Below are 23893 nucleotides of genomic sequence, written 5' to 3' on the forward strand. Positions count from 1 at the left end.
TCCGTCATCCTGCGCGAGTCGCACCTCCGTCATCCTGCGCGAGCTTGCGAGTCGCAGGATCCTGCGACTCCTCCGTCGCGCAGGATGACGGGATCCGCCGGTCGAGCGAGCTCGCCCGACCGGCGGGCGCGATCGATCTACCGCAGGTGCTCCACGTCGCCCGCCGACACGACGAGTTCGCCGCCGGTCGGCAGATCGACCACGAGCGAGCCGTCATCCGACAGGGTGCGGGCGCGGCCGTCGATCACCCGATCGGCCAGGTGCACCCGCACCTCCGAACCGAGCGTGAGCGAGTGCCGCAGCACCCGGGCGCGCACCGCGCCGGGATCCTGCGAGGCGCGTTCGACGAGGCGCAGCAGCCCGCCCGTCACCGCGGCGAGGATCTCGTCGGCGAGATGCCGACCGGCGTCGCTGTCGAGCGATTCGGCGCCGCCCACGTCGGCGCCGGCCGCCAGCAGCGATGACGCCCGGTCGGTGGGCAGCTCCCACTCGGGGATCAGCAGGTTGAGCCCGGTGCCGACGATCACCGATCCGTCGGGCAGCATCTCGCAGAGGATCCCGCACAGCTTGCGTCCCGGTCGGCCCGCGATCGCGTCCTCCTCGTCGCGCACGTGCACGTCGTTCGGCCACTTCACGCCGACGCGCAGCCCCGAGTCCGCGGCGAAGCGGGCCTGCAGCGCGTCCGTCACCGCGGAACCGGCGATGAGCGGCGTCCAGCCCGGCCCGAGCGCGGCCGAGACTTCGCGGATCCCCGGGCCGCGCAGCAGCAGCGACGCCGCGATCGACGTGCCGGGCGGCGTGACCCAGCCGCGACCGAGACGCCCCCGCCCCGCCGTCTGATCGGTGGTCGCGAGCAGCGTGCCGTTCGGGAGCCACGGCTCGCTCGCCACGAGCTCGCGCAGTTCGGCGTTGGTCGAGGGCGACGACTCGCGCCACTCGACGCGGGGCAGCAGGGCGCGGGTGCGGGGCAGGTCCATGCGAACGAGCGTAGCGGCGCGGCCTCCTCACCGCCCGATGGAGGAATCCTCCAGCGGAATCGCCGGTTCCTTGAGAGCGCTCCTCCAACCTGCGGCATGGGTCGCGCGCTAGGCTGACACCCGTGACTGCAGAGAACGCCACCGAGACCACCGAGCCCTCGGCCGCCACGACCGCCTCGCGCATCGCGGACCACCGGCGCAAGTACCAGGAGGCCGTGGGCGACCGCGACGCCGCCGCAGCTGCGAAGCAGCACCCCCGCGGCAAGATGACGGCGCGCGAGCGCATCGCCGCGCTGCTCGATCCGGGCAGCTTCGTCGAGTTCGACAAGTACGTCAAGCACCGCACGCAGGGCTTCGGAATGGAGAACAGCCGCCCGTTCGGCGACTCCGTCGTCACCGGCGCGGGCACCATCCACGGCCGCCAGGTCGTCGTCTACTCGCAGGACTTCACGACCTTCGGCGGATCGCTCGGCGAGGTCGCCGGCGAGAAGATCGTCAAGGCGATGGAGTTCGCCCTCAAGACCGGCGCCCCCGTGCTCGGCATCCTCGACTCGGGCGGGGCCCGCATCCAGGAGGGCGTGGTCGCCCTCTCGAAGTACGCGAACATCTTCCGCCTGAACACCATGTGCTCGGGCGTCATCCCGCAGATCTCGATCGTCATGGGCCCGTCGGCCGGCGGCGCGGTCTACTCCCCCGCCCTCACCGACTTCGTGATCATGGTCGACCAGACCAGCCACATGTTCGTCACTGGCCCCGACGTCATCAAGACCGTCACGGGCGAGGAGGTCGGATTCGAGGAGCTGGGCGGCGCGCTCACGCACAACAAGACGAGCGGCGTCTCGCACTACCTCGCGAGCGACGAGCACGACGCGCTCGACTACGCACGGTCGCTCATCAGCTACCTGCCCGACAACAACCTGGCCGAGGCCCCGGTCTACGACAGCGACACCGCGTTCGAGATCACCGACGTCGACCGCCGCCTCAACACGATCATCCCGGACAGCCCGAACCAGCCCTACGACATGAAGGTCGTCATCGAGGCGATCCTCGACTCGGGCGAGTTCCTCGAGGTGCAGCCGCTGTTCGCCCCCAACATGCTGATCGGCTTCGGCCGCGTCGAGGGTCGCACCGTCGGCATCGTCGCGAACCAGCCGGCACAGATGGCGGGCACGCTCAACATCGACGCGAGCGAGAAAGCCGCGCGCTTCGTGCGGTTCTGCGACGCGTTCTCGATCCCGATCCTCACCCTCGTGGACGTGCCCGGCTACCTGCCCGGCACCGACCAGGAGCTGCAGGGCGTGATCCGCCGCGGTGCGAAGCTGCTCTACGCCTACGCCGAGGCGACCGTTCCCCTCGTCACGATCATCACGCGCAAGGCCTACGGCGGCGCGTACATCGTGATGGGCTCGAAGCAGATGGGCGCCGACTTCAACATCGCGTGGCCCACCGCCGAGATCGCCGTCATGGGCGGATCCGGCGCCGTCAACATCCTCTACCGCAAGGAGCTGGCCGCAGCCGCCGAGCGCGGCGAGGACGTCGAGGCGCTGCGTGCCGAGCTGACCGCGAAGTACACGGCCGACGTGACGAGCCCGTTCCTCGCCGCCGAGCGCGGCGAGCTCGACAACGTGCTCGAGCCCGCGGGCACCCGCCTGGCGGTCATCAAGTCGCTCCGCGGACTGCGCGGCAAGCGCACCGAGCAGCCCGCCAAGAAGCACGGCAACATCCCGCTCTAGGCCGAAGGACGACGTGAACGACGAACTGCTGCCGCCAGACGCTGCTGCCCGCGACGCCGCCAAGCGCGAGGAGATCGGCGCGCCCGATCCGACCCTGCACGGCGACGATTTCCGCTTCGTGACCCGCGACGTGCGCGATCACGAGCGCGCCGCGGCGATCGCGGTGCTGACCGAGTCGCGTGCCGAGGAGACCGCCCAGGTGAAGCGGGTCGCCCGCCGCGACCGCGAGCCCTGGGCCCGTTCCCAGCGGGTCCCCGAGGGGATCAGCGAGCTGCTGCACGAGGGCTGATCGAGACCGTGCCGAACACCCCGGAGGACGCGCGAGCCGAGCTCGAGCGCGCCCTCGCGTCCGGGCTCGACATCTCGATCACCCCGCAAGCCCTCGAATCGGGACGGCCCGCGCGGCGATCGGCGGTCCTGATCCTGTTCGGCGCCCTCGACGACGTGCCCTGCCGGGTGCCCGACCCCGCGGTGCCGCCGACCCTTGACGTGCTGTTGACGCGCCGCGCCGACGGCATGCGGCATCACGCGGGCCAGATCGCATTCCCGGGCGGCGGAGTGGAACCCGGCGACGCCGACCGCGCCGCGACGGCCCTGCGCGAGGCGTGGGAGGAGACCGGCCTCGACCCCGCGGGCGTCGACGTGCTCGGCACGCTCCCCGAGATCTGGGTGCCGGTCAGCAGCAATCTCGTGACCCCGGTGGTCGGATGGTGGCGTCTGCCGAGCGCGGTGGCCGCCGACCGCACGGAATCGGTCGAGGTGTTCCGCGTGCCCGTCGCCGAACTGCTCGACCCGGCGGCCCGCGGCACCTCGGTGCTGCGCCGTGCGGGCGACGAGTTCCGCGGCGAGGCGTTCCGGCTCGACGAACGCTTCGGCGGCCGCGTGGTCTGGGGCTTCACCGGAATGCTGCTCGCCCGGCTCTTCGCCGAGGTCGGCTGGGGCGGCGACTGGGATCGCGGTCGCGAGTTCCCCGTCCTCCCGTAGTCGCCCAATCCCCGTGTTGACAACGCGGTCCAGTGGTCTTACCGTTGCCTAACGAAGGTTAGTTAGGTGGTTCGAAGATGACCCGATCCCAGATCCTGGAAGCCGCGCGCGAGCGATTCGCCCGAGCCGGCTATGCGGAGACCTCCCTCAAGGAGATCGCCGCCGACGTCGGGATCAAGGCCCCGTCGATCTACGCGCACTTCTCCGGCAAGGAGGAGCTCTACGTGGAGGTCTACACCCGGTCCATCGCCGAGCACCGCGACTACTTCACCCGACTGCTCGCCGAATCGCGCGAGCTCGACCCGCTCGAACGGCTCCACAAGATCCTGACGGGGGTTCCCGCGTTCTACCAGGAACGCCCCGAACTCGTGGACTTCCATCTCCGGTCCATCACCGGCGGCATCCCCGCCGGCACCGATCCCTCCGGCGTCTTCCGCCGCTGGGACGAGGAGCTCGCCGAAGCCATCCGCGCCACCTACATCGAGGGACGCGATGCGGGCAGGTTCGCGCGCGTCGATCCCGACGCCTTCACCGCGCACTTCACCTGTCTGATGGACGGCCTGTTCCTGCAGCTCAAGCACTACGAACCCGTGCTCTACGCGGAGCACCTCACGCGCACCTGGGACCTGCTGGCCGCCGCACTCGGCTTCGGGATCCCGGTTCAGGAGAACCGACCATGACCACTTCCCCGTCCACCCCGGCAGAGGCGCCGCAGAGCAGCGGCCGCTCCGACTACGAGCAGGGCGTCGTCCCCGCCGAGGAGCGCAAGGGCTGGCTGCCCATCGCCGGCATCTGGATCGCCATCGGCATCGACCTCTCGGGCACCATCATGGGCGTCCAGCTCGGCGCCGGTCTCCCCTTCGGCGAGGCCCTCGCCGCGACGATCATCGGTTCGATCCTGCTGGGCGTACTGGCCATGGCCTGCACCTACGTGGGCGCGGCCACGGGCTTCACCAGCTCGGTCATCGCCCGCACCGTCTTCGGACGGGCCGGCGGTCGCGTGATCTCGATCGCGATGGCGATCTCGTCGCTCGGCTGGTTCGGCGTGCAGACCGGATTCTTCGCCGACAACGCCCGCATCGCGGTCGACGAGCTCCTGCACGTCGACGTCCCCGTGCAGGTGTTCACAGTGATCGGCGGCGCGCTCATGGTGCTGACCGCGCTCTGGGGCTACCGCTCGATCGAGCGCCTCAGCTCGTGGGCCGTCCCGCTGCTCATCGCACTGCTCGGCCTCGCCGTGGTGCTCGCCTTCGTGCAGTTCGGCAGCGGCCAGCTCTTCGCCGAGGTGACCCCGCAGTTCACCTTCGGCGGCGCGGTCTCGCTGGTCATGGGCATCTTCGTCTTCGGCGTCGTCATCTCCCCCGACATCGCCCGCTGGGCGCGCACCCCGAAGCACGCGATGGCGGCCGGGTTCATCGGCTTCTTCATCGGCAACTCGCTCATCGTGATCGTCGCCCTCGTGCTGTCGCGCGTGATGGGCGCCCAGGACCTCATGCGCATGTTCTTCATGCTCGGCCTCGGCGTGATCGCCGTCGTCGTGCTCACGCTCGCGCAGTGGACCACGAACACCAACAACCTCTACTCGGCGGCCCTCAACCTGTCGACGATCTTCACCCGGATGAGCCGCCGCACGCTGACCGTGATCGGCGGGATCGTGGCGATCGCCGCGGCCCTGTTCGGCATCTACGACGCGTTCATCCCGTTCATCTCGGTCATGGGCACGTTCATCGCCCCCTACGGCGGCGTGTACCTCGCCGAGTTCTTCGCCCGCCGTTCGAGCCGACTGCGTGCGGGCAGCGCGGCCGTGCCCGCCGTCGATCCGTGGGCCTTCGTCTCCTGGGCGATCGGCGGCCTCGTGGGCGTCTGCACCACGCAGCCGGGCAACGGGCTCGGCCTCGGGCTCTTCAGCCTGACCACGATCCCGGCGCTCGATGCGATCCTCGCGGCGTTCGTCGCGCACGCCCTCATCGGGCTCGTGCGGCGCGACCGCGGCACCGCCGCCACGGACGACGCGGGCGACGCGGAGGCGCGCACCGCGGAGACCACCGGAATCACCGAGGCGACCGCGCCGGACCTGCACGCGGCCGCCGAGATCGCGAAGGGGATCGATCGATGACCGCGGCCCGCACCGGAACCGCCCTGACCCGCATCACCGAGGAGGACATCGACGCGATCGCGATCGGCGCCGCCGTGCTCGGCACGGGCGGCGGCGGCGACCCGCACGTCGGCGCGCTGCACGCGAAGCGCGCGATCCGCGAGCACGGCCCCGTGCCGGTCATCGCCGTCACCGACCTGGACGACGACGGGATCGTCGCGCCCGTCGGCATGATCGGCGCGCCCTCGGTCTCGATCGAGAAGATCGCCGCGGCCGAGGAGCTCGTCGCCGCCATCGACCTGCTCGAGCAGGGCACGGGGCAGCGCGTCGCGGCGATCATGCCGATCGAGATCGGCGGGGGCAACTCGCTGATCCCGATCGCGGCCGCCGCCGAGCGCGGACTGCCGATCGTCGACGGCGACGCCATGGGCCGCGCCTTCCCCGAGGCGCAGATGGTCACCTACCACCTCGCCGGCCTCGGCCCGGGCGCCACAGTGCTCGTCGACGCGCAGGGCAACGCCGTGCTCTCGCGACCGGTGAACGGCGCCTGGTCCGAGCGGCTCGCGCGCGTGCTGTCGTTCGAGATGGGCGGATCCGCCACCATGATCGACTACGCGTACCCGGGCTCCGTGGTGCGCGACGTCGCGATCCCCGGAACGCTGAGCACCGCGCGCCGCATCGGCGAACTGCTGCTCGGCTCCGAGCTGCGCGACGAGGAGCGCATCGGCCGCATGCTCGACGAGCTCGGCGGCACCCGCCTGTTCGACGGCAAGGTGAGCGAGATCGAGCGCGCCGTCTCGGGCGGCTTCACCCGGGGCCGTGCGATCCTCGCCGGGACCGGGGACGATCGAGGCGCGGGCTTCGAACTCGATTTCCAGAACGAGATGCTGCTCGGCCGCCGCGACGGCGTGCTCGCCGCGGTCACCCCCGACCTCATCGCAGTGCTCGATCAGTCGACCGGGCACCCCATCACTACCGAGACGCTGCGCTACGGCGCCCGCGTCACCGTCGTGGCGTTCCCGTGCCACCCGCAGTGGCGCACCGAGATCGGGCTCGCGACCGCGGGTCCGCAGTACTTCGGCTACGACGTCGCGTACGAGCCGATCGAGGAGCTCGCGCTGCGGGCCGAGGAGGCCCGCGCATGAGCTACCGGATCGGGATCGACGTCGGCGGCACCAACACCGACGCCGTCGTGCTGGACGAGCGGCTGGAGGTCGTCGCCTCGATCAAGTCGCCGACCGAGGCCGACTCGGGCGACGGCGTCGCCCGAGCGATCGACCGCGTGCTGGAGGCTTCGGGGATCCCGGCGTCCGAGGTGCGTGCGGCGATGCTCGGCACCACCCACTGCACCAACGCGATCGTCGAGCGTCGCGGACTCGGCCGGGTCGGGGTCCTCCGCATCGGCGGCCCCGCGACCACGGCCGTGCCGCCGTTCGAGGGCTGGCCTCGGGAGCTCCGCGACGCCGTCGCGGGCCCGGCCTTCGTGATCGCCGGCGGCAACGAGTTCGACGGACGCGAGATCAGCGCGCTCGACGAGGCCGCCGTGCGGGCCGCCTGCGCCGAAATGCGCGGGGCCGTCGACGCGGTCGCCGTGGTCGGCGTCTTCTCCCCCGTCGCCGACGGGCACGAGCTGCGCGCGGCCGAGATCGCCGAGAAGGAGCTCGGGCTGCCCGTCTCCCGTTCGGCCGAGATCGGATCCATCGGGCTTCTGGAGCGTGAGAACGCCACGATCCTGAACGCGGCGCTCGTGCGCACGCTCGGCCGCATGGCCGACGGATTCCGCGAGTCGCTCGATGCTCACGGGATCGACGCCGACATCTACTTCGGCCAGAACGACGGCACGCTCATGCGACTCGACTTCGCGCTACGGTTCCCCGTGCTGACGATCGGCTGCGGGCCGACCAACTCGATCCGCGGTGCCGCGCACCTCAGCGGAGTCAGCGACGCGCTCGTGGTCGACATCGGCGGCACCACGACCGACATCGGCGTGCTCGTCGGCGGCTTCCCCCGCCAGTCGGCGCACGCGGCCGAGATCGGCGGGATCCGTACCAACTTCCGCATGCCCGACGTGCTCTCGGTCGGGCTCGGCGGCGGAACCGTCGTGCGCGGCACCGGCGCCGCCGACCGAGATCCCGTCGTGCTCGGTCCCGACAGCGTCGGCTTCCGGATCACGAGCGAGGCGCTCGTGTTCGGCGGCGGCACGCTCACCACGACCGACATCGCGGTCGCGGGCGGCCGCCTCGAGATCGACGGCGGACGTCCGGTCTCGGTCGAGCCGCGGCTGCGCGAGGCGAGCGAGGCCGCGATCCGCGCGCTGCTCGAGGAGTCGATCGACCGCATGAAGCCGAGCGCGGCCCCCGTGCCCATCGTGCTCGTCGGCGGCGGATCCGTGATCTCCCCCGACGGCCTCGCAGGCGTCTCCGCGGTGATCCGACCCGACCACGCGGGCGCGGCGAACGCCGTGGGCGCGGCCCTCGGCGACGTCGCCGGACAGGGGGAACGGGTGTTCTCGCTGCGCGAGACCTCCCGCCAGGAGGCCGTGGACGCCGTCCGCGCCGAGGCGGTCGAGCGCGCCGTCGCGGCCGGTGCGGCCGCCGAGACGGTCGAGGTGCTCGCGCTGGAGGAGCTGCCCGTCGCCTACATGGAGGACACCGTGATCGTCCGCGCCCGCGCGGCCGGGCGGCTCGTCTGATCCCGAGCCGTCATCCTGCGCGGCAAGCCCCGTCATCCTGCGCGACGAAGGAGCCGCAGGATCTCGATCCTGCGACTCGCAGGCTCGCAGGCTCGCGCAGGATGACGGGGTCGATCCGACTCAGTCGGCGGGACGCTCCACCGGGGCACGGAACGCCTCGCGCATGTGGTCGCTCGTGAGGAAGTCGGCGATCCCGATCATGATGAGGCTGAAGACGATCTGCTCGGTGACCATCCAGGTCGGGTAGAGCCCGGGGATCGCCGCCATCACGAGCGTGATCACGGGGAAGATCTGCGCGAACAGCCGCAGGCGCTGATACGCCCAGCGCCAGCCGAGCGATGCGCGCCAGGCGAAGTAGAAGAGCGTCGCGGTCATGCCGAGCACCACGAGCGTGCGCATCCAGACCGCGAACGGCACCTGCTCGCCGTTGCCCGTCAGCAGCAGTGCGACGACGACGGCGCCGACGCCGATCAGGAGCTCGACGGCGAGCAGCCAGCCGATCCACCGGAACGCGCGCCGCGTGCGCGGATGCGCGGACATCTGCTCGGGGATCAGCTCGCCGGACTTCCGGCCTCCGGCGAGGCGGTCGAGGCGACGGAACAGTGATTCGAGGGGCACGTTCGAAGCGTACTCCGACTCGTTTCACCAGTGTTCATCCGGCGGCGAAGTCGCGAACCGCCGAGTTCGCCCGGCCCGCTTGACGATTTCCCCGCGACACGTCGTTCGGGCATTGATCAGGAGTTTTCCCCGTCGGGCCGGCCGGTGGACGGACGGACGGCACCCGAGCCGACGCGCGTCGGCGGTGAACCCGCGGTTGCCCCGCGCGGAAGCGCGAGTGGCCGCCTGGCGTGTCGCTGCGCGCGCACCGGCGGCTTCCCAGACTGGTGTGCGGCCGCGCACCTCCCCCTCGCCCGGCCAGCCGAACTCCCCCACCCGATCCCCCACTCTTTGGAGAGAACCACTGTGAGGAAACACGCGGTCGCGGCCTCAGCCGCCGCAGTCCTGCTCGGAATCACCGGCGTGAGCGCCGGAACCGCCGCCAGCGCGGCCCCCACCGATCCCCCGGCGCAGACCGCTGCGCCGCGCACCCCGAAGACGCTGGTGATCGGCGTCGACGGCGCCTCCTACGACGTCCTGGCGCAGGCCGAGACGCCCGCGATCCACGCGCTGCAGCAGGGCGGCCTCACCGCGACGAGCAACCTGCCGGCGTCCCCGATGGCCCCCACCGTCTCGGGCGCGGGCTGGTCGACCATCGCGACCGGCGTCTGGCCCGACAAGCACCGGGTGACCGACAACAACTTCACGAACCCCAACTACGCGCAGTTCCCCGACTACCTCACGCGGATCGAACGGGCGGCGCCGCAGCGCAGCACCCTGGTCGTCGGCACCTGGGGCCCGATCTCGACCACCGTCTTCGGGTCCGCCGTCGACGAGCGGATCCAGGGCAAGGACGACGCCGACACCACCGCGAAGACCATCGATCGGCTGTCGAAGGGCAACCCCGACGACGTGTTCGTGCACCTCGACGAGGTCGACGGCGCCGGACACAGCACGGGATCCTCCTCCGCCGCCTACCGGACCGCGCTGCAGACCGCGGACCAGCAGATCGCCAAGATCGTCGGCGCCGTCGAGCAGCGCCCCGGGTACGCGAACGAGGACTGGCTGATCGTCGTCACCGCCGACCACGGGCACACCCCGACCGGCGGCCACGGCGGGGCTTCGCGCCTCGAGCGCAAGACCTTCGTGATCGCGAAGGGGTCGGAGTTCCCCGCCGGCACCGTCCGCGACGACGTCAAGATCGCCGACATCGCACCGACCGTGCTCGCGCACGACGGCATCGCCCGGGACTCCGCCTGGGAGCTCGACGGCGAGGCCGTGACCGACATCGTTCCCGACGCCTTCGACGCGCTCCGCCCGAAGCTGCGGGGCGCCGTCGACGAGAAGGGTCTCGTCGGGATCACCGGCTGGACGAACGAGGCACCCGAGGGGTGGACCGTCGACAACTCGAAGATGCCCACCGGCGGATCGACCGAGTTCCGCGGCTGGACCTTCATGACCGACGACTTCTTCTCGAACGCGGAGCTCGGGCAGCACCGCGAGAACAACGTGCGCTCGCGGAACGTGTTCGCCGTCGCCGACTCCGACGAGTGGGACGACGTGAGCCCGAAGAGCGGCCGCAACTTCGACTCCACGCTCGTCACCCCCGAGTACACCCTCAACGGCGCGGCCACGGTCGATATCTCCTTCGTCTCGGACTACGCCGTCGACGACCCCCAGGGCGCGGGCGTGCGCGTGAGCTTCGACGAGGCCTCCGGCCTGCAGCCGCAGAAGCTCGTCGACTACCCGGCCAACGGCACCCGTGCGAACCCGGTGAACCAGGTCGAGCACTTCAGCTACGAGCTGCCCCGCGACGCGAAGGGGCAGCTGCCGAAGAGCATCCGCCTGAACTTCTCGTACAGCGGCATCAACAGCGCGTTCTGGGTCATCGACCAGGTGCGCGTCTCGCAGCCCGACGCTCCGACTCCCGACCCCGCCGCGATCTCGGTCTCGGCCCCCTCGGTCGTCGCCGGCGGCACCGCGACCGTGTCCGGTACCGGTTTCGAGGCGGGCGAGCGGCTCGCACTCGAGCTGCACTCCACCCCCGTCCCGCTCGGCACCGTGACCGCGGGAACCGACGGTTCCTTCTCGCAGGCCGTCACGATTCCCGCCGGGACCGCCGCGGGCCAGCACGCGCTCGTCGCGAAGCGGGCCGACGGATCCGAGGTGTCGATCCCGCTCTCCGTCACCGCGGCGCCGAGCACCGGCTCGGACGGCACCGGGTCCAGCACCGCGGGGTCCGGCGCGAACGGCGGCAGCACCGCCTCCGGCAACGGCAGCACCGCGGGCGGCACGAGCGCCGCCTCGGGCGCGAGCACCGCTTCCGGCAGCGGCACCGCCGCCAGCACGGGAACCGCCGGCGCAGGCGCGAACGGTTCGGGCTCGGGCGCGAACGGCGGCACCGGCGCGACGGTCGACGGTCTCGCCGTCACCGGCGCCGAGGATCCCGCCGCGGCCGCGATCCTCGCCGGCTCGCTCCTCGCGCTCGCGGGTGCGGGCGTCGCGCTGGGCGCTCGCAGCGTGCGCCGAGCACGCCGCGCCGCCGCATAGGCCGAGGCCCCGAGGTCTCTCCTTCATCGAGAGGGCCCGTTTCCACCGTTCGAATACTCGTGCGGGTGGAAACGGGCCCTCTCGATGACGACAGCCGGTGCGGAAGCTCAGGCGTGATAAATATCGGCGAGCGCCTCGGGCGGGAACACCGTGTCGGTGTCGCCCAGCTGCAGCGCCAGGATGCTCGCCTTCGCGGCGTCCTCGAGGTTGAGGGCGCGCCGGTAGGCCATGCGCACCGACTCGGCGACGACGGAGCAGCCGTGATGGCGCATCACCACGCAGTCGTGCTCGCGCAGCTGCTCGGCGGCGGTGTCGGCGAGCTCGTCGGATCCGTTGTGGAAGAAGGGCGTCACGCCGACCGAACGCACGTAGAAGGCGTGGTCGAGAGTGAGCAGCCGGATCGGCTTGCCGAGGCTCGCGAGCACCACCGCGTGCTGCGGGTGCAGGTGGATCGTGCACTCGGCGTCGGGACGCGCGAGATAGGCCCGCTGGTGCAGCTTCCACTCGCTCGACGGGGTCGGGTTGCCGCCGCGCACCTCGCCGTCGAGGCCGACGACGCTGAAGTCCGCGGGGCTCAGCCGATCGAGCCAGGTGCCCGAGGCGGTCACCACGAACGCGTCGTCGTCGAGCCTGGCCGAGAGATTTCCGCCGCTCGCGAGCACCAGGCCGCGCGACACCGCATCGGCGCCCACCTCGATCAGCTCCGCGACACGCGCGTCCAGATCCCGTCCCATGCTCTTCCTCCCGCTTCGTCCGACCCACTCAGACTATCCGTGCGGCGCGGGACCCCCGTTCGGCCGGGCATCCTCGCTCGGCCGGACGAATGCAGTGAATCCGTCCGGCCGAGCACGGATATCCGGGCGCAGGAGTCGCGAAGCGGAGAGGATGGAAGCATCCGACCCCGAAGGAGCATCGTGAACGATCTGATCGGCATCGTCTGGAACCCCACCAAGATCGAGGAGGAGGAACTGCACGCGGCCATCGACGCGGCCTCCGAACCCGGCGCATCCCAGCCGGAGTTCCGACTCTTCGAGACCAGCGCGGAGGATCCCGGCCGCGGCGCGACCGAAGCCGCGATCGAGGCCGGCTGCACCGTCGTGGTCGCCGCGGGCGGGGACGGCACCGTGCGCGAGGTGGCCGAGGTGCTCGGCGAGCACGACGGTGCGCCGGATCTCGGGATCCTGCCGCTCGGCACGGGCAACCTGCTCGCCCGCAACCTCGGGATTCCGCTCGGCGACCACTCCGCCGCGCTGACACGGGTCGTCACCGGCGAAGGATCGCCGCTCGACCTCGGGATCGTCGAGCTGCGACGCCCGGACGGCGGCACCGAACGGCACGGCTTCGCCGTGATGGTGGGCTTCGGCATCGACGCGCAGATGATCGCGGAGACCGACGACGACCTCAAGGATCGCGCGGGCTGGCTCGCGTACGTCGAGTCCCTCGGCCGCGCGGTCTCGGGCGCGGGGGTGCGGGAGTTCACCGCCGCACTCGATTCCGGCGATGCGGAGCCGCACCGCGGCCACACCCTGCTCGTCGCCAACTGCGGCACGATCCAGGGCGGCATCACGCTGCTCCCGGATGCGGATCCGTCCGACGGCCGGCTCGACCTCTTGCTGCTCAGCGCCGACGGGGTCGGCGCCTGGCTCGACACCATGCGCAATCTGGTCTGGGACAACGGACTGAAACGGCTGCTCACCGGCGCGGACTCGGCCGAGAGCAGCGAGACCGCCGCGCACCGGCAGGCGGGCCGCATCGCCGTCGACCTCGACGCACCCGTGGTCTTCGAGATCGACGGGGAAGAGGTCGGCGAGATCAGCGGATTCGAGACCACGATCCTGCCGTCGGCGCTGCGCGTGCGCTGAGTCGGGGGGCGCCCGCGGTCAGAGGTGGTACTCGGGCGCCCGCTCCGGCGCGATGAGCCCCATCTGGCGCGCGCGGCGCAGCGCCTCGTCCCGCCCGCCGGCGCCGAGCTTGCGGTAGACGCTGCGCATATGGAACTTCACGGTGTGGGGCGTGACGAACAGCTCCTCGGCGACCTCGGCCATGGTGCGCGGACCCGCGCCGAGCGCCTCGAGCGTGCGCAGCTCCGCCGGCGTCAGCGCCTCGAACTGCCGGTAGCGCAGCGCTTCGGGGATCGCGTCGACCACTGCCCCGAGGTCCGGGCCGCCGCGCCGCGCGGTCTCGGCGGCGAGCTCGCGCAGCGACTCGTAGGGCAGCATCTCGAGCGCGCTCGTCGACGCGTGTTCGAGCACCAGCCCCGCGGCGACGGTGAAATCGGCGACCGCCGCGTCCCGCGCACCCAGCTCCCAGCGGGCCACGCCGCGCACCGCCTGCCCGGCGATCGTTTCCCACACGGGCAGTCGCAACCGCAGGAACCGGGTCGCCACCGCGACCGCCGCGGCGAGATCCTCCTCGAGTAACGACAGCGCCGCGCGGCTCACCAGGACCGCGGGGTGCTCCGGATCGAGTGCGGCGAGACGCCGCTCGGCAGCGCCCAGGTTCCCGGCCTTCGCGAGCATCCGCGCGGCGTACGCGTCGAGCCAGACGGCAGTGAACGACGAGGTGTCGAAGATGCGCTCGGCGTCCCGCACCCGTCGGTCCAGTCGCGCGACCGCCGCCAGCACGTCCTCCTGCCGGAGCAGCTCCGCCTCCGCCATCGCGAAGAACGACCACTCGGAGGTCCGGTTCCGCACCGGTTCGACCGTGTCGAGCAGCCGCGCGATCGTATCCAGGTCCCGATCCTCGATCGCGATCATCAACCGGGCGGAGACGCCGCTCATCACGCTGAACTGCGACGGCGCACCGTCCATCACCAGCTCCAGCGACTCGATCCGCGCGAGATACCCCCGCGCGCGTCTGGTCTCGCCCTTCGCCGCGGCGGCGAACGCGAGCCCGTTCAGCGCTCGGTGCTGCTTCGCACCGCTCCCCGCCCGCTCCGCCGCGTCGAGCGCCCGTGCGAAACAGCGCTCCGCGAGATCGGCGTCGCCCGACAGCAGCGCCGAGATCGCGATCGCCGAGTAGATCACGGAGACGCCCTCCGGCGGGATCCCCGCAGCGCCCGCCTCATCGTCGGAGAGCCGGGCGCGCTCCATCCGCTGCGCGAGCTCCCGCGCCCGGCGCAGCGCCTCGCCGACGTCGCCGCGCATGCGCTCCACCGTGATGAGCAGCGCTCCCGTGGGGATCGCCAGCTCGGTATCCCCCACCGCTTCCCGCCCCGCGATCGCGTCGAGGAGCGCCCGGTGCATGCCCTCGGCCTCCGATCGCGTGCAGCGTCCCTGCCCGATCTCCGTCAGCAGGTGCGCGCCGATGAGGTACGGATGCTCGCGCAGGCGGGCGAGCGGAATCCCTCGGAGCGGGATCAGGGCCTCCCCGTTCGGCCCGATCCCCTCGGGGTAGAACGAGGCGAGCAGACGAGCCGCATCGCCGTACTCCTCGATCTCGAGCAGCAGGGCGACCGCCCGCGACGGGTCGTCCCCGCCCAGATCCATCGCGTGCCGGAACCGCAAGCGGTGCAGCTCGGGTTCGTCCAGCTCACGGACGGCCCGCGCCCGCAGCACGGCGCGGAGTCCGGGGTGGCACCTGAGCCTCGTCTGTTCCGGGTACCAGTGGCGGGTGATCAGGCCCAGACGGCCCAGCTCATCCAGAGCGGCTTCGAGCTCGACGGCGGACGACTCGACGGCCGACGCCAGGAGGTCGAGACTGATGCGGTCGCACACGGCGGACAGCGTGAGGACGCGCAGACCGAGCTCGGACATCGGTGCGGCCGCGTACTCCTCGAGGAACCGTCGCACCCGCGCCGCGATCCTCCCCTCGGTCGCACCGCCGGCGATCTGCTGCAGCACCTCCCGGATCGGGAGGGGCCACCCCGCGGCCTCGTGATGCAGCCTCGCAGCGTAGTCCGCGTCGATCCCGTAGCGGGCCGCGAGCTCGCGCGTCTCCTCGAGCGTGAACGGGAGCTGCCCGGCATCGACCTCGACAGCGGTCAACCCGCTCAGAACGGTCGGCCCGTCGAGCCCCGCGAGGGTGTGAGACAGCACCGTCACGAGCAGGAGCGGGCTCATCGAGATGAGTCTCGCGAGGTCCCGGTCGGTCCGGATCGAGGTGAGCTCCTGGTAGTCGTCGATCACGAGCATCACCCGGCGGTCGAGCCGCTCGACCGCCCGCTGGGCCGCGCGGAACCAGTCGCCGGGCCCGGCGGCGGACCGCGGGCTCCCCGATCCGCCGCCGAGCGGGGCATCCGGTCGCAGCGCCTCGGCCAGGAAGCGCCACAGGGATCCCGCGTCGCCGTCGGCATCGAGACAGCTCGTCCAGTGCACCTCGACACCGTCGAAGACGTCGCTGCGCAGCCACTGGGATGCGAGCACCGTCTTGCCCATGCCCATCGGCGCGCAGAAGATCGTCAGCGGCGCCGGTTCGCCGTCCTCGGCCGGGCGGGGGAACAGCCGTTCGCGCTCGACGCTGAAGAAGCGGGGCACCGGAACCGCGCGGCGCGGCTCGGTCACGACAGGTTTCCGCTCGGTGCTCGAACCACTGGCCCTCCCCCTCGACCCCGGTTCCGAGGCCGTTCGGAGCGATCGAGAATCGCTGTCCTGCGGCAGAGCGTACTCCACGGGCGACCCGGATCCGCAGTGCGGATGCACGAAGACCCCCGTGCGGATCGATCGAAATCGAACCGCACGGGGGTCCGGAGCGGGAGGAGGGGCCTCACCGCCGTGTGTCGGCCGGGCTCGGAACGGACCGCTTGGGGGGTGCGGATCCCGTCGGAGTCCCGGCCGGCCGTCGCCGAGCTAGCTCGCGCGGCGGCGCATCACCAGCAGCCCACCGGCCGCCAGCAGCAGGGCGCCCATCCCGACGAACGGCAGGATCGAGGATCCGCCGGTCTCGGCAAGGTGCTCGCCGGTCTTCGGCTGGGCCGGGTTCGCGGGAGTCTTGGGCGTCTCCGGGGTCACCGGCTTCTCGGGGTTCACCGGCTTCTCGGGATCGACCGGGACAACCGGCTTCTTGCAATCGACCTCGTCCAGCTTCAGGTCCTTGGTCGCCGACTTCTGATCGGCAGCAACGGTCCAGCCCTCGACGGTCTCCGGGAAGACGTAGCCGTCCTTCGCCGTCGCGGTCACGGTGACCGTGTCGCCGGCCTTCGGAGCAGTCTTCGAAAGCGTGTAGTCGATCCCGGTCGTCGACGCGAGCGTCACCTTCGGATCCACCACGGTGCCATCAACGTTGCACGTCGCCTGGACGACCTCGGGAGCAACCGGAGCCGCCACGGTGTCCGGCTTCGTGCAATCGACCTCGTCCAGCGTCAGGTCCTTGGTCGCCGACTTCTGGTCAGCGGCAACGGTCCAACCCTCGACGGTCTTCGGGAAGACGTACCCGTCCTTCGCCGTGGCAGTCACGGTGACCGTGTCGCCCGCCTTCGCGGCCTTGTTGGAAACGGTGTAGTCGATCCCGGCAGTCTCGGCCAGCGTCACCTTCGGATCCACCACGTTGCCATCGACGTCGCAGGTCGCCTGGACAACCTCGGGAGCAACCGGCGCCACCTCGGTGTCGGGCTTCTTGCAATCGACCTCGTCCAGCTTCACCGACTTCGTCGCCGACTTCTGGTCAGCAGCAACCGTCCAACCCTCGACAGTCTTCGGGAAGACGTACCCGTCCTTCGCCGTGGCAGTCACCGTGACCGTGTCGCCGGCCTTCGCGGCCTTGTTCGACAGCTCGTACGCGACACCCTCGGTCACGGCGAGCGTCACCTTCGGATCCACCACGGTGCCATCGACGTCGCACGTCGCCTGGACGACCTCGGGAGCAACCGGAGCCACTTCGCTGTCCGGCTTCTTGCAATCGACCTCGTCCAGCTTCACCGACTTGGTCGCCGACTTCTGGTCAGCAGCAACCGTCCAACCCTCGATGGTCTTCGGGAAGACGTACCCGTCCTTCGCCGTCGCAGTCACGGTCACGGTGTCGCCGGCCTTCGGAGCGGTCTTCGAAAGCGTGTAATCGATCCCGGTCGTCGACGCGAGCGTCACCTTCGGATCCACGGTCTTACCATCGACATCGCACGTCGCCTGGACGACCTCGGGAGCAACCGGAGTCGCCACGGTGTCCGGCTTCTTGCAATCGACCTCGTCCAGCGTCAGGTCCTTGGTCGCCGACTTCTGGTCAGCAGCAACGGTCCAACCCTCGACGGTCTTCGGGAAGACGTACCCGTCCTTCGCCGTCGCAGTCACGGTCACGGTGTCGCCGGCCTTCGGAGCAGTCTTCGACAGCGTGTAATCGATCCCGGTCGTCGACGCGAGCGTCACCTTCGGGTCGACGGTCTTGCCGTCGACATCGCACGTCGCCTGGACGACCTCGGGAGCAACCGGGGTCGCGGTCTGGGTCACCTGGGGAACCGGGGGCTCACCGCAGGTCATGTCGGGCTCACCGATGAACGGGAAGGCGTGGAACTCGGATCCACCGTAGTTCTGCGTGAGGTTGCCGGCGACCCAGTAGCGGCCGTTGACGCCACCAGCGGCGACGGTGGTGTTCGAGCCGGGGGTCGGCACGACCACCGAGCCGGGCACCTGCCCGCCCGTGACGTTGACGGTCGTTGCGGTCGGGAAGGTCCAGAGGATCTGGGACGCCATCTGGCCGAATCGCTTGTCGCCCATGGGAACCTGGACTCCGCCGGCCTGGACGTCGATGAGGTCGAGCGTCGCCGAAGTGCCGGTGACTTTGACGATCACGGGGTCGGTCGCCTTGATGTTCGCGCCGAGGTTGAGCGTCAGCCCGTTCGTCAGCGCGGAAGCGGGGATCTCGAACAGGTGCCGCGAAGCCCCGGTCGCGCCGGTGAGGGTGAGCACCCCGCTATCAACCGTGAAGCTGCCCGGGGTGCCGGTCCAGTTGCGATCGGCGATGTCGCGCAGCACCGAGAAGTTGTCGTTGGGCCAGTCGGAGAACGACGGCGAGCCGAGTGCGCTCGTGCGCCCCACGTTGGTGGAGACGGTGTTGGAGGCGTTCTGATTCTCGAACAGCTTCGCGTCCGCCAGGGTGCCGCCGATACGAGCATTGGCGGGAGCCGGGAGCCCGGAGGTCGACTGCGTGCTGAAGAGGATCCTGCCGCCGGCCTCGATGGTCAGGTTGCCCCCGACGCGGAGCGCGTTCGATCCCTCGACCGGAACGATGCCGGATCCGGCGCCGACGGTGCCGAGGTTGTAGATGCCGTTGCCCTGGATCAGGGCGTTGCCGTTGACCACGAGCTGGCCTTCGAGCTCGGCGCCCCGGGCGCGAGTGAAGTCCCCGCCCACGTAGACGCTGACGTTCTCGTCGACGGGCTGCGGCTTCACCGGGAACTGCGGGTGCACGACACCGACACCGGCCGTGGGCACGCAGACCTTCGCGGACAGCGCGCCCGCGTTCTGGTTCGGTGCCGCCTTCGGCGCGGCGGTCGCCGCCGTGGTCGGCAGCACGATGCCGCCCGTCACCACGAGCGCGCCGAGCGCACCGGCGATCAACTTGCGAATGCTCATTCGGTTACGAGTTCCTCTCAATATCGGTCGTTGAGGGGCATGCGGAAACCGATGAAGGATCACGGATCCGAGAACTCGGGATCGGTCGCAGCATCGACTGCACCCTTCCGTTCGGGCTCGCGAAGGAGCCCGCGGAAGCGGTGACGATGCCGGTCCGGAGAACGCACTGCGGCGGTTCTCACCCGAGTTGCGGACTCCCTCCCCTAGGAAATCCGCTCGGGGTCAAGCCTACGAAGCGGGCAGCTTTTGTAAACGATCGGAGAACAAAAACTACCCCTCGGCGCGCGAAACCCTACCCCCTGCTCCTCGCGCGTCGACGCACGAACGCCCGGGAGCACGATGGTGCTCCCGGGCGTTCGTCGGACGAGTCGTTCCGGACTAGGAGAGGTCCCCCGACTTCTCGACGCCGGGGCCGTTCTCCTCCGCATCGGCTTCGCCCGCATCGGATCCGGCATTCTTGCGGCGGCGGGCCGCGGCGAAGGCCAGCACGATCGCGCCGAGCAGGATCACTGCGCCACCTGCGATGAGGATCGGCGTCAGCGCTGCGCCGCCCGTCGTCGGCAGGCCGGTCCCGTCAGCGCCCGAGGTGCCGTTCGCGTTGGCGTTCGAGCCGGCGCTCGCGTTCGCACCGGCACCGTCGGCTGTGCTGCTGCCGTTCGCCCCGGTGTTCGATCCGCCCGCTGCGCTGGTTCCATCGGAGCCCGCGGTCGCGGCGCTGTCGCCGGCCTTCTGCACCTCGATCGGGGCCCAGCCAATCAGCACACCCGTGTCGCTCGTGATCGCGAGCTTGTGGGCGCGCACCTCGGCGTCGGCGGGGATCGTCAGCTCGATCGATCCGTCGCTCACGGTCGGAGAACCGAGATCCGTCGGGTCGGAGAAGAGCGTGCCGGTGACGGGCTCGGCGTTGTAGTCGCCGGTGCCCAGCTGCACGGTGATGGTCTCGCCCTGCTTCGCAGTCGCCGGAGCCTCGATGCCGCCCCGGTTCTCGTCGGTCAGATCCGCCTCGGTGAGCTTCGGCAGCGCCTGCGTCGTGTGGGTCACCGTGCACGCGGTGCAGGTGAAGCCGAGCGAGTCGGACTTCGCGGTCACGGGGATACTCACGCCGTGTGCGCTCGTCTTCAGCTTGCCGGTGAACTCGACGGTCGCGTCGGCCCCCGCGGCGGTTTCGGGAACGGTCCAGGTGAGGGTCGTGCCCGAGAGCACGAGCCCGGCGGGCAGCGCGGCCTCGTCGATGGTGCCGCGCTTCAGCAGGGCGGCGACGTCGACCGTCACGCTGCGGCCGGCGAGCGCGACCTTGCCGGTGTTCTTCGCGGTCAGCGTGTAGGTGACCGAGTCGCCCGCCGCGATCTGACCCGCAGCCGGATCGCTCGTCAGCGCGAGGCTCCAGGTGGACGGCCAGGCCGGCTTGTCCGCGTCGAAGATCCAGTCCTGGAAGAAGGCGTCGAGATCCTTGCCCGAGACCTCCTCAGCGAGCGCGTGGAAATCTTCCGTGGTCTTGCTGGTACCGGTGTTGCGAGCGTTCCACTGCTTCAGCAGCTCGGCGAAGACGGGCGGGGTGATGGTCTGCTTCAGCGCCTCGTAGGTCATCGATCCGCGGTTGTAGACCTGGTCCCCGAAGAGATCGGCAGGGTCCTCCATGGCCCCCGGGGGGATCTGCCAGAACGCATTGCCCGCGGCGATCCGGTTCCATTCCGCAAAGGTCGAGTCGAGCGTGCTGTCCCCTCCATTGTGCTCGTCCCACATGTACTCGGAGTAGCTGGCCATGCCCTCGCTCAGCCAGATGCTGTTCCAGTCGGCGGGGCTGATCGCGTCGCCGAACCACTGGTGCGCGAGCTCGTGCACCAGCGTGCTCTCGTTGATCCCGCGCTCGAAGTACGGACGGTCCTGCGTCTCGAGCGCGTAGCCGAGGGTCGTCACATCGACGACGACACCGGTGCTGCCACCCGGGTAGGGTCCGTACTTCGATTCGAGGAAATTCAGGATCGCGGGGATCTTCGCGCGGAGGGTCTGGATCGTCGCCTGCCGCGGCGCGGTGACCGTCGGGTCCACGAAGCTCCACTCGGGGATCGTCCGCCCGCTGTCGAGCGTGACCTGGGATTCGTAGGACAGGTACTTGCCGATCGAGACCATGGTGGCCATGGTCGACATCGGCCGCTCCTGCTTCCAGGTCCACGTCGTCTCGGCGCCGCCGTTGACCGGGGTCTTCGAGACGAGCTCGCCGTTGCTGACCGCCGCGGCGTCGACGCCGCCGATCTGCGTGGGGATCGTGAACGCGAAGTCGTAGGTGGCCTTGTCGGCCGGGGTGTTGTTGCTCGGGATCCAGGCCATCGTGCCGACCGGCTGGCCGAGGGCGGTCGCGCCGTCGGCGGTCTTGACCCACCCTTCCTTCGACCCGTCGGGATCGGTGTGGGTCGAGGGCGTCCCGGAGTAGGCGATGGCCACGGTGAAGTCGCCGGCAGGCAGCGGACCCTGGGGGCTGATCTGCAGCTTGTACGAGGTCCGGCTCGGATCCGAACTGCGGGCGTAGCTCGCGTCGGCGCCGTTCACCTTCACGGAGTCGATGTTCAGCCCCTCGAAGTCGAGGGTGAAGGTCTTCAGCGGCACGGCCGCCGTCGCGGTGATCGTCGTGGTCGCCGAGATCGTGTTGTCGAGCTGGTACCGCAGCTTCACGTCGTAGTGCTTGACGTCGTAGCCGCCGTTGCCGATGCCCGCGAACAGCGAGTCGCCGATGCTCGGGGCGCCGTCGATCGGCGCCGCGTCGGCCTGCGCCGCCGGGAGTCCGATCGGCGAGGAGACCGCGAGCGCGGCGAGTGCGGCCGCCGCAACGCCCGCGAGAGCGGTGCGGCGAGCGCGCGTGGGTATGGTGAGCTTCATTGATCGCGCCTTTCCATCGTCCCCGCGGGCAGCATTGCCCAGGCGTGGATCGACGAAGTCGAGGTGTGTCGAGAGTAAGGGCTCCCCCCGGAGCCACGTGTCTCACCGTACTTGACAGCGGATTCCCAGACAAGGGTTGCGCAGGGAACCGGCTCAGACGATCGCCGTACCGGCTCCGGTCATCGAATCGCGCGTCGCGACGGCCTGCTGATCCGTGAAGGTGGAGACGTAGTCGAGCACCGCGCGGGACCGGCCCTGCCGGCGCAGACCCGCGTCGCTCGTGTCGCCGGTGAGCAGTTCGGGGCGCTGCGCGCGCAGCTCGAACAGGCTCTCGGTCGACTCGTCGACCCACTCGATCAGACGGCGGGGCGCCCGGTCGGCGATCTCACGGTCGGCGAGCCACTCGTCGAAGCCGAGCACGAGATCCTCCACCACGCGACCCATGCCGCGCTGGGCGAGCGCGTGCTCGGGACGTTCGAGCACGAAGCGCTGGTGCACGAACTTGAGGATCGCGACCTCGTGCCAGGCCGACCGTTCGAGTCGGATGTGCCCGCCGCGCAGGTGCGGGAACTCCTCGACCACGATCGAGCTGCGCAGGTGCTCGATCCAACGCCTCGTGAAGCGGGAGACGGCGCGCTCGCTCTCGATCCCGCCGTCGTAGGGGGCGGCGAGCAGCTCGTCGCGCAGTTCGCCGCCGACGCGCACCACGGCGTCGCGGAACGTCTCGCGCTCCGCGATCCAGTCGTCCTTTCGGGTGAGGCGACGCCAGAGGAGTTCGAGGGAGTTGCCCGGCCTGCGCCATTCGGCGCTCAGCTCGGCGCTCGACACCCGAGCCAGCTCCTCCGACTCGGCGAGCCAGGCGCGGAACTCCCCCGAGACGGCGGCCTGCTGCAGCACTCCGGCGCGGGCGAAGTCGTCGAGGTCGTGGATCGCGTAGGCGATGTCGTCGGCGAGGTCCATCACGCCGCACTCGATCGTCTGGAGGCCGGGCGCGATGTCGGGGAACGCGGCGAGCGCCGACTCCATCTCAGGCGCATCCGTGCCGTAGGCCGAGAACTTCTCGGCTCCGTTCACGGGGTCCCCGCCGACTCCACGAGGACGCTCGTCGAGGGGCAGTTCCTCGGCGGTGACCCCGATCCAGCGGGAACGGGTCCAGGGGTACTTGAGCACCGCCGCGCGCACGGCCGCGGTGAGGTTGAGCCCTGAGAAGTCCCGGCCGAGCGTGTCGAGGCGGGTGAGGATCCGGAAGGTCTGGGCGTTGCCCTCGAAGCCCTCGGGCAGGCCGAGTCGTTCGCGGGCGACGCGATCGAGCACGCGTTCCCCGAGGTGCCCGAAGGGCGGGTGCCCGAGGTCGTGGGCGTGGGCGGCGGCCTGCGCGACGATCGTGTCGCAGCCGCCGAGGCGGGCGATGATCGCGCCCGTCGGGTCGTCGGCGACGGCGGCGCCCGCCGCGTACGCCTCGTGCCGGGCCTGCTGCCCGGCGAGACGGCCGGCGATGACGCGGGCGACCGCGCTCACCTTGAGCGAGTGGGTGAGCCGGTTGTGCATCACGGGCCCGACCCCGCTCTGGGGCACGACCTGCGTGACCGCGGAGAGCCTCGCGAAGTAAGAGGAGAAGCGGATCCGTTCGAGATCGACGCGGAACTCGACGGGCTCGGGGCGCAGGGCGAGCACCGGTTCCGCCTCCGCCTCGGCGGCCGCATCGCTGGAGGTCCCGGCGTCGCTGCGGGATTCGGGGCGATGCTGCGAGGTCTCGATCTCGGGGTGCTCGCGCGCCTCGCGGGCGGCCTCCCCGGTGCTCGCACTCGCCCCGTTCGGGGCGGATACCGGATCGACCTCGACTGCTTCGTTCATGCCCGTATTCAAGCACGGGAGGGGGCCGAACCGAC

16 protein-coding genes are annotated in these 23893 nt (G+C 70.8%); 9 read left to right on the forward strand and 7 right to left on the reverse strand.

Annotated features, from left to right (window positions below):
- Positions 1-137: 137 nt before the first annotated feature.
- Complete coding sequence (locus ABD169_RS13310) at positions 138-977, reverse strand: biotin--[acetyl-CoA-carboxylase] ligase (protein ID WP_344032963.1); 840 nt, start codon at positions 975-977, stop codon at positions 138-140.
- 122 nt (positions 978-1099) lie between these two features.
- Here ABD169_RS13310 and ABD169_RS13315 point away from each other — a divergent pair, with 122 nt between their 5' ends.
- From ABD169_RS13315 to ABD169_RS13345, 7 genes are all read left to right on the forward strand, one after another.
- Positions 1100-2710: an acyl-CoA carboxylase subunit beta gene (locus ABD169_RS13315; protein WP_099723973.1), complete on the forward strand. Its 1611-nt coding sequence runs from the start codon at positions 1100-1102 to the stop codon at positions 2708-2710.
- 13 nt (positions 2711-2723) lie between these two features.
- Entirely contained in the window at positions 2724-2999 is a 276-nt protein-coding gene (locus tag ABD169_RS13320; RefSeq protein ID WP_344032965.1) for a hypothetical protein, read from the forward strand.
- 8 nt (positions 3000-3007) lie between these two features.
- Positions 3008-3694, forward strand: a complete 687-nt coding sequence (locus ABD169_RS13325) for an NUDIX hydrolase (RefSeq protein ID WP_344032967.1) — start codon at positions 3008-3010, stop codon at positions 3692-3694.
- A 77-nt stretch (positions 3695-3771) separates the two neighbouring features.
- Positions 3772-4374 carry a TetR/AcrR family transcriptional regulator gene (locus ABD169_RS13330; RefSeq protein ID WP_344032969.1) on the forward strand — a complete coding sequence of 201 codons (603 nt, stop codon included), beginning with the start codon at positions 3772-3774 and terminating at the stop codon, positions 4372-4374.
- Positions 4371-5810, forward strand: a complete 1440-nt coding sequence (locus ABD169_RS13335) for a cytosine permease (RefSeq protein WP_344032971.1) — start codon at positions 4371-4373, stop codon at positions 5808-5810. Before ABD169_RS13330 ends, ABD169_RS13335 begins: the two co-directional genes overlap by 4 nt.
- Positions 5807-6934, forward strand: coding sequence for an S-methyl thiohydantoin desulfurase family protein (locus ABD169_RS13340; protein ID WP_336653391.1), 1128 nt, complete (start codon positions 5807-5809; stop codon positions 6932-6934). The genes ABD169_RS13335 and ABD169_RS13340 overlap by 4 nt, the downstream gene beginning before the upstream one ends.
- A complete protein-coding gene (locus ABD169_RS13345; protein ID WP_344032973.1) occupies positions 6931-8481 on the forward strand; it encodes a hydantoinase/oxoprolinase N-terminal domain-containing protein in 1551 nt (516 codons plus the stop codon). The genes ABD169_RS13340 and ABD169_RS13345 overlap by 4 nt, the downstream gene beginning before the upstream one ends.
- 120 nt (positions 8482-8601) lie before the next feature.
- Here the strand turns inward: ABD169_RS13345 and ABD169_RS13350 are convergent, their stop codons facing one another.
- Positions 8602-9099 (reverse strand): hypothetical protein, encoded by a 498-nt coding sequence (locus ABD169_RS13350; protein WP_344032975.1) that lies wholly within the window; start codon positions 9097-9099, stop codon positions 8602-8604.
- 402 nt (positions 9100-9501) lie between these two features.
- Between ABD169_RS13350 and ABD169_RS13355 the strand changes: the two genes are divergently transcribed.
- On the forward strand, positions 9502-11628 hold the full coding sequence (locus ABD169_RS13355) for an alkaline phosphatase family protein (protein WP_344032977.1): 2127 nt from the start codon (positions 9502-9504) through the stop codon (positions 11626-11628).
- A 107-nt stretch (positions 11629-11735) separates the two neighbouring features.
- Here ABD169_RS13355 and ABD169_RS13360 read toward each other — a convergent pair whose 3' ends face one another.
- On the reverse strand, positions 11736-12362 hold the full coding sequence (locus tag ABD169_RS13360) for a class II aldolase/adducin family protein (protein ID WP_344032979.1): 627 nt from the start codon (positions 12360-12362) through the stop codon (positions 11736-11738).
- 180 nt (positions 12363-12542) lie between these two features.
- Here ABD169_RS13360 and ABD169_RS13365 point away from each other — a divergent pair, with 180 nt between their 5' ends.
- A complete protein-coding gene (locus tag ABD169_RS13365) occupies positions 12543-13490 on the forward strand; it encodes a diacylglycerol/lipid kinase family protein (RefSeq protein ID WP_344032981.1) in 948 nt (315 codons plus the stop codon).
- 18 nt (positions 13491-13508) lie between these two features.
- Here ABD169_RS13365 and ABD169_RS13370 read toward each other — a convergent pair whose 3' ends face one another.
- From ABD169_RS13370 to ABD169_RS13385, 4 genes are all read right to left on the reverse strand, one after another.
- Positions 13509-16130 carry a LuxR C-terminal-related transcriptional regulator gene (locus tag ABD169_RS13370; RefSeq protein ID WP_344032983.1) on the reverse strand — a complete coding sequence of 874 codons (2622 nt, stop codon included), beginning with the start codon at positions 16128-16130 and terminating at the stop codon, positions 13509-13511.
- 285 nt (positions 16131-16415) lie between these two features.
- Positions 16416-19130 carry a choice-of-anchor A family protein gene (locus ABD169_RS13375; protein ID WP_344032985.1) on the reverse strand — a complete coding sequence of 905 codons (2715 nt, stop codon included), beginning with the start codon at positions 19128-19130 and terminating at the stop codon, positions 16416-16418.
- A gap of 378 nt (positions 19131-19508) precedes the next feature.
- On the reverse strand, positions 19509-22004 hold the full coding sequence (locus ABD169_RS13380; protein ID WP_344032987.1) for a M1 family aminopeptidase: 2496 nt from the start codon (positions 22002-22004) through the stop codon (positions 19509-19511).
- A gap of 153 nt (positions 22005-22157) precedes the next feature.
- Entirely contained in the window at positions 22158-23858 is a 1701-nt protein-coding gene (locus ABD169_RS13385; protein WP_344032989.1) for a deoxyguanosinetriphosphate triphosphohydrolase family protein, read from the reverse strand.
- Positions 23859-23893: the final 35 nt, after the last annotated feature.

The sequence above is a fragment of the Leucobacter iarius genome, from assembly GCF_039530105.1.
In the GTDB taxonomy this organism is placed as follows: Bacteria; Actinomycetota; Actinomycetes; order Actinomycetales; family Microbacteriaceae; genus Leucobacter; species Leucobacter iarius.

What these genes read in the sequence shown, in the direction of transcription:
- ABD169_RS13360 (WP_344032979.1), bottom strand. Translation starts at nt 12,362, where the DNA reads ATGGGACGGGATCTGGACGCGCGTGTCGCGGAGCTGATCGAGGTGGGC.
- ABD169_RS13380 (WP_344032987.1), bottom strand. Translation starts at nt 22,004, where the DNA reads ATGAAGCTCACCATACCCACGCGCGCTCGCCGCACCGCTCTCGCGGGC.
- ABD169_RS13330 (WP_344032969.1), top strand. Translation starts at nt 3,772, where the DNA reads ATGACCCGATCCCAGATCCTGGAAGCCGCGCGCGAGCGATTCGCCCGA.
- ABD169_RS13340 (WP_336653391.1), top strand. Translation starts at nt 5,807, where the DNA reads ATGACCGCGGCCCGCACCGGAACCGCCCTGACCCGCATCACCGAGGAG.
- ABD169_RS13345 (WP_344032973.1), top strand. Translation starts at nt 6,931, where the DNA reads ATGAGCTACCGGATCGGGATCGACGTCGGCGGCACCAACACCGACGCC.
- ABD169_RS13385 (WP_344032989.1), bottom strand. Translation starts at nt 23,858, where the DNA reads ATGAACGAAGCAGTCGAGGTCGATCCGGTATCCGCCCCGAACGGGGCG.
- ABD169_RS13375 (WP_344032985.1), bottom strand. Translation starts at nt 19,130, where the DNA reads ATGAGCATTCGCAAGTTGATCGCCGGTGCGCTCGGCGCGCTCGTGGTG.
- ABD169_RS13310 (WP_344032963.1), bottom strand. Translation starts at nt 977, where the DNA reads ATGGACCTGCCCCGCACCCGCGCCCTGCTGCCCCGCGTCGAGTGGCGC.
- ABD169_RS13335 (WP_344032971.1), top strand. Translation starts at nt 4,371, where the DNA reads ATGACCACTTCCCCGTCCACCCCGGCAGAGGCGCCGCAGAGCAGCGGC.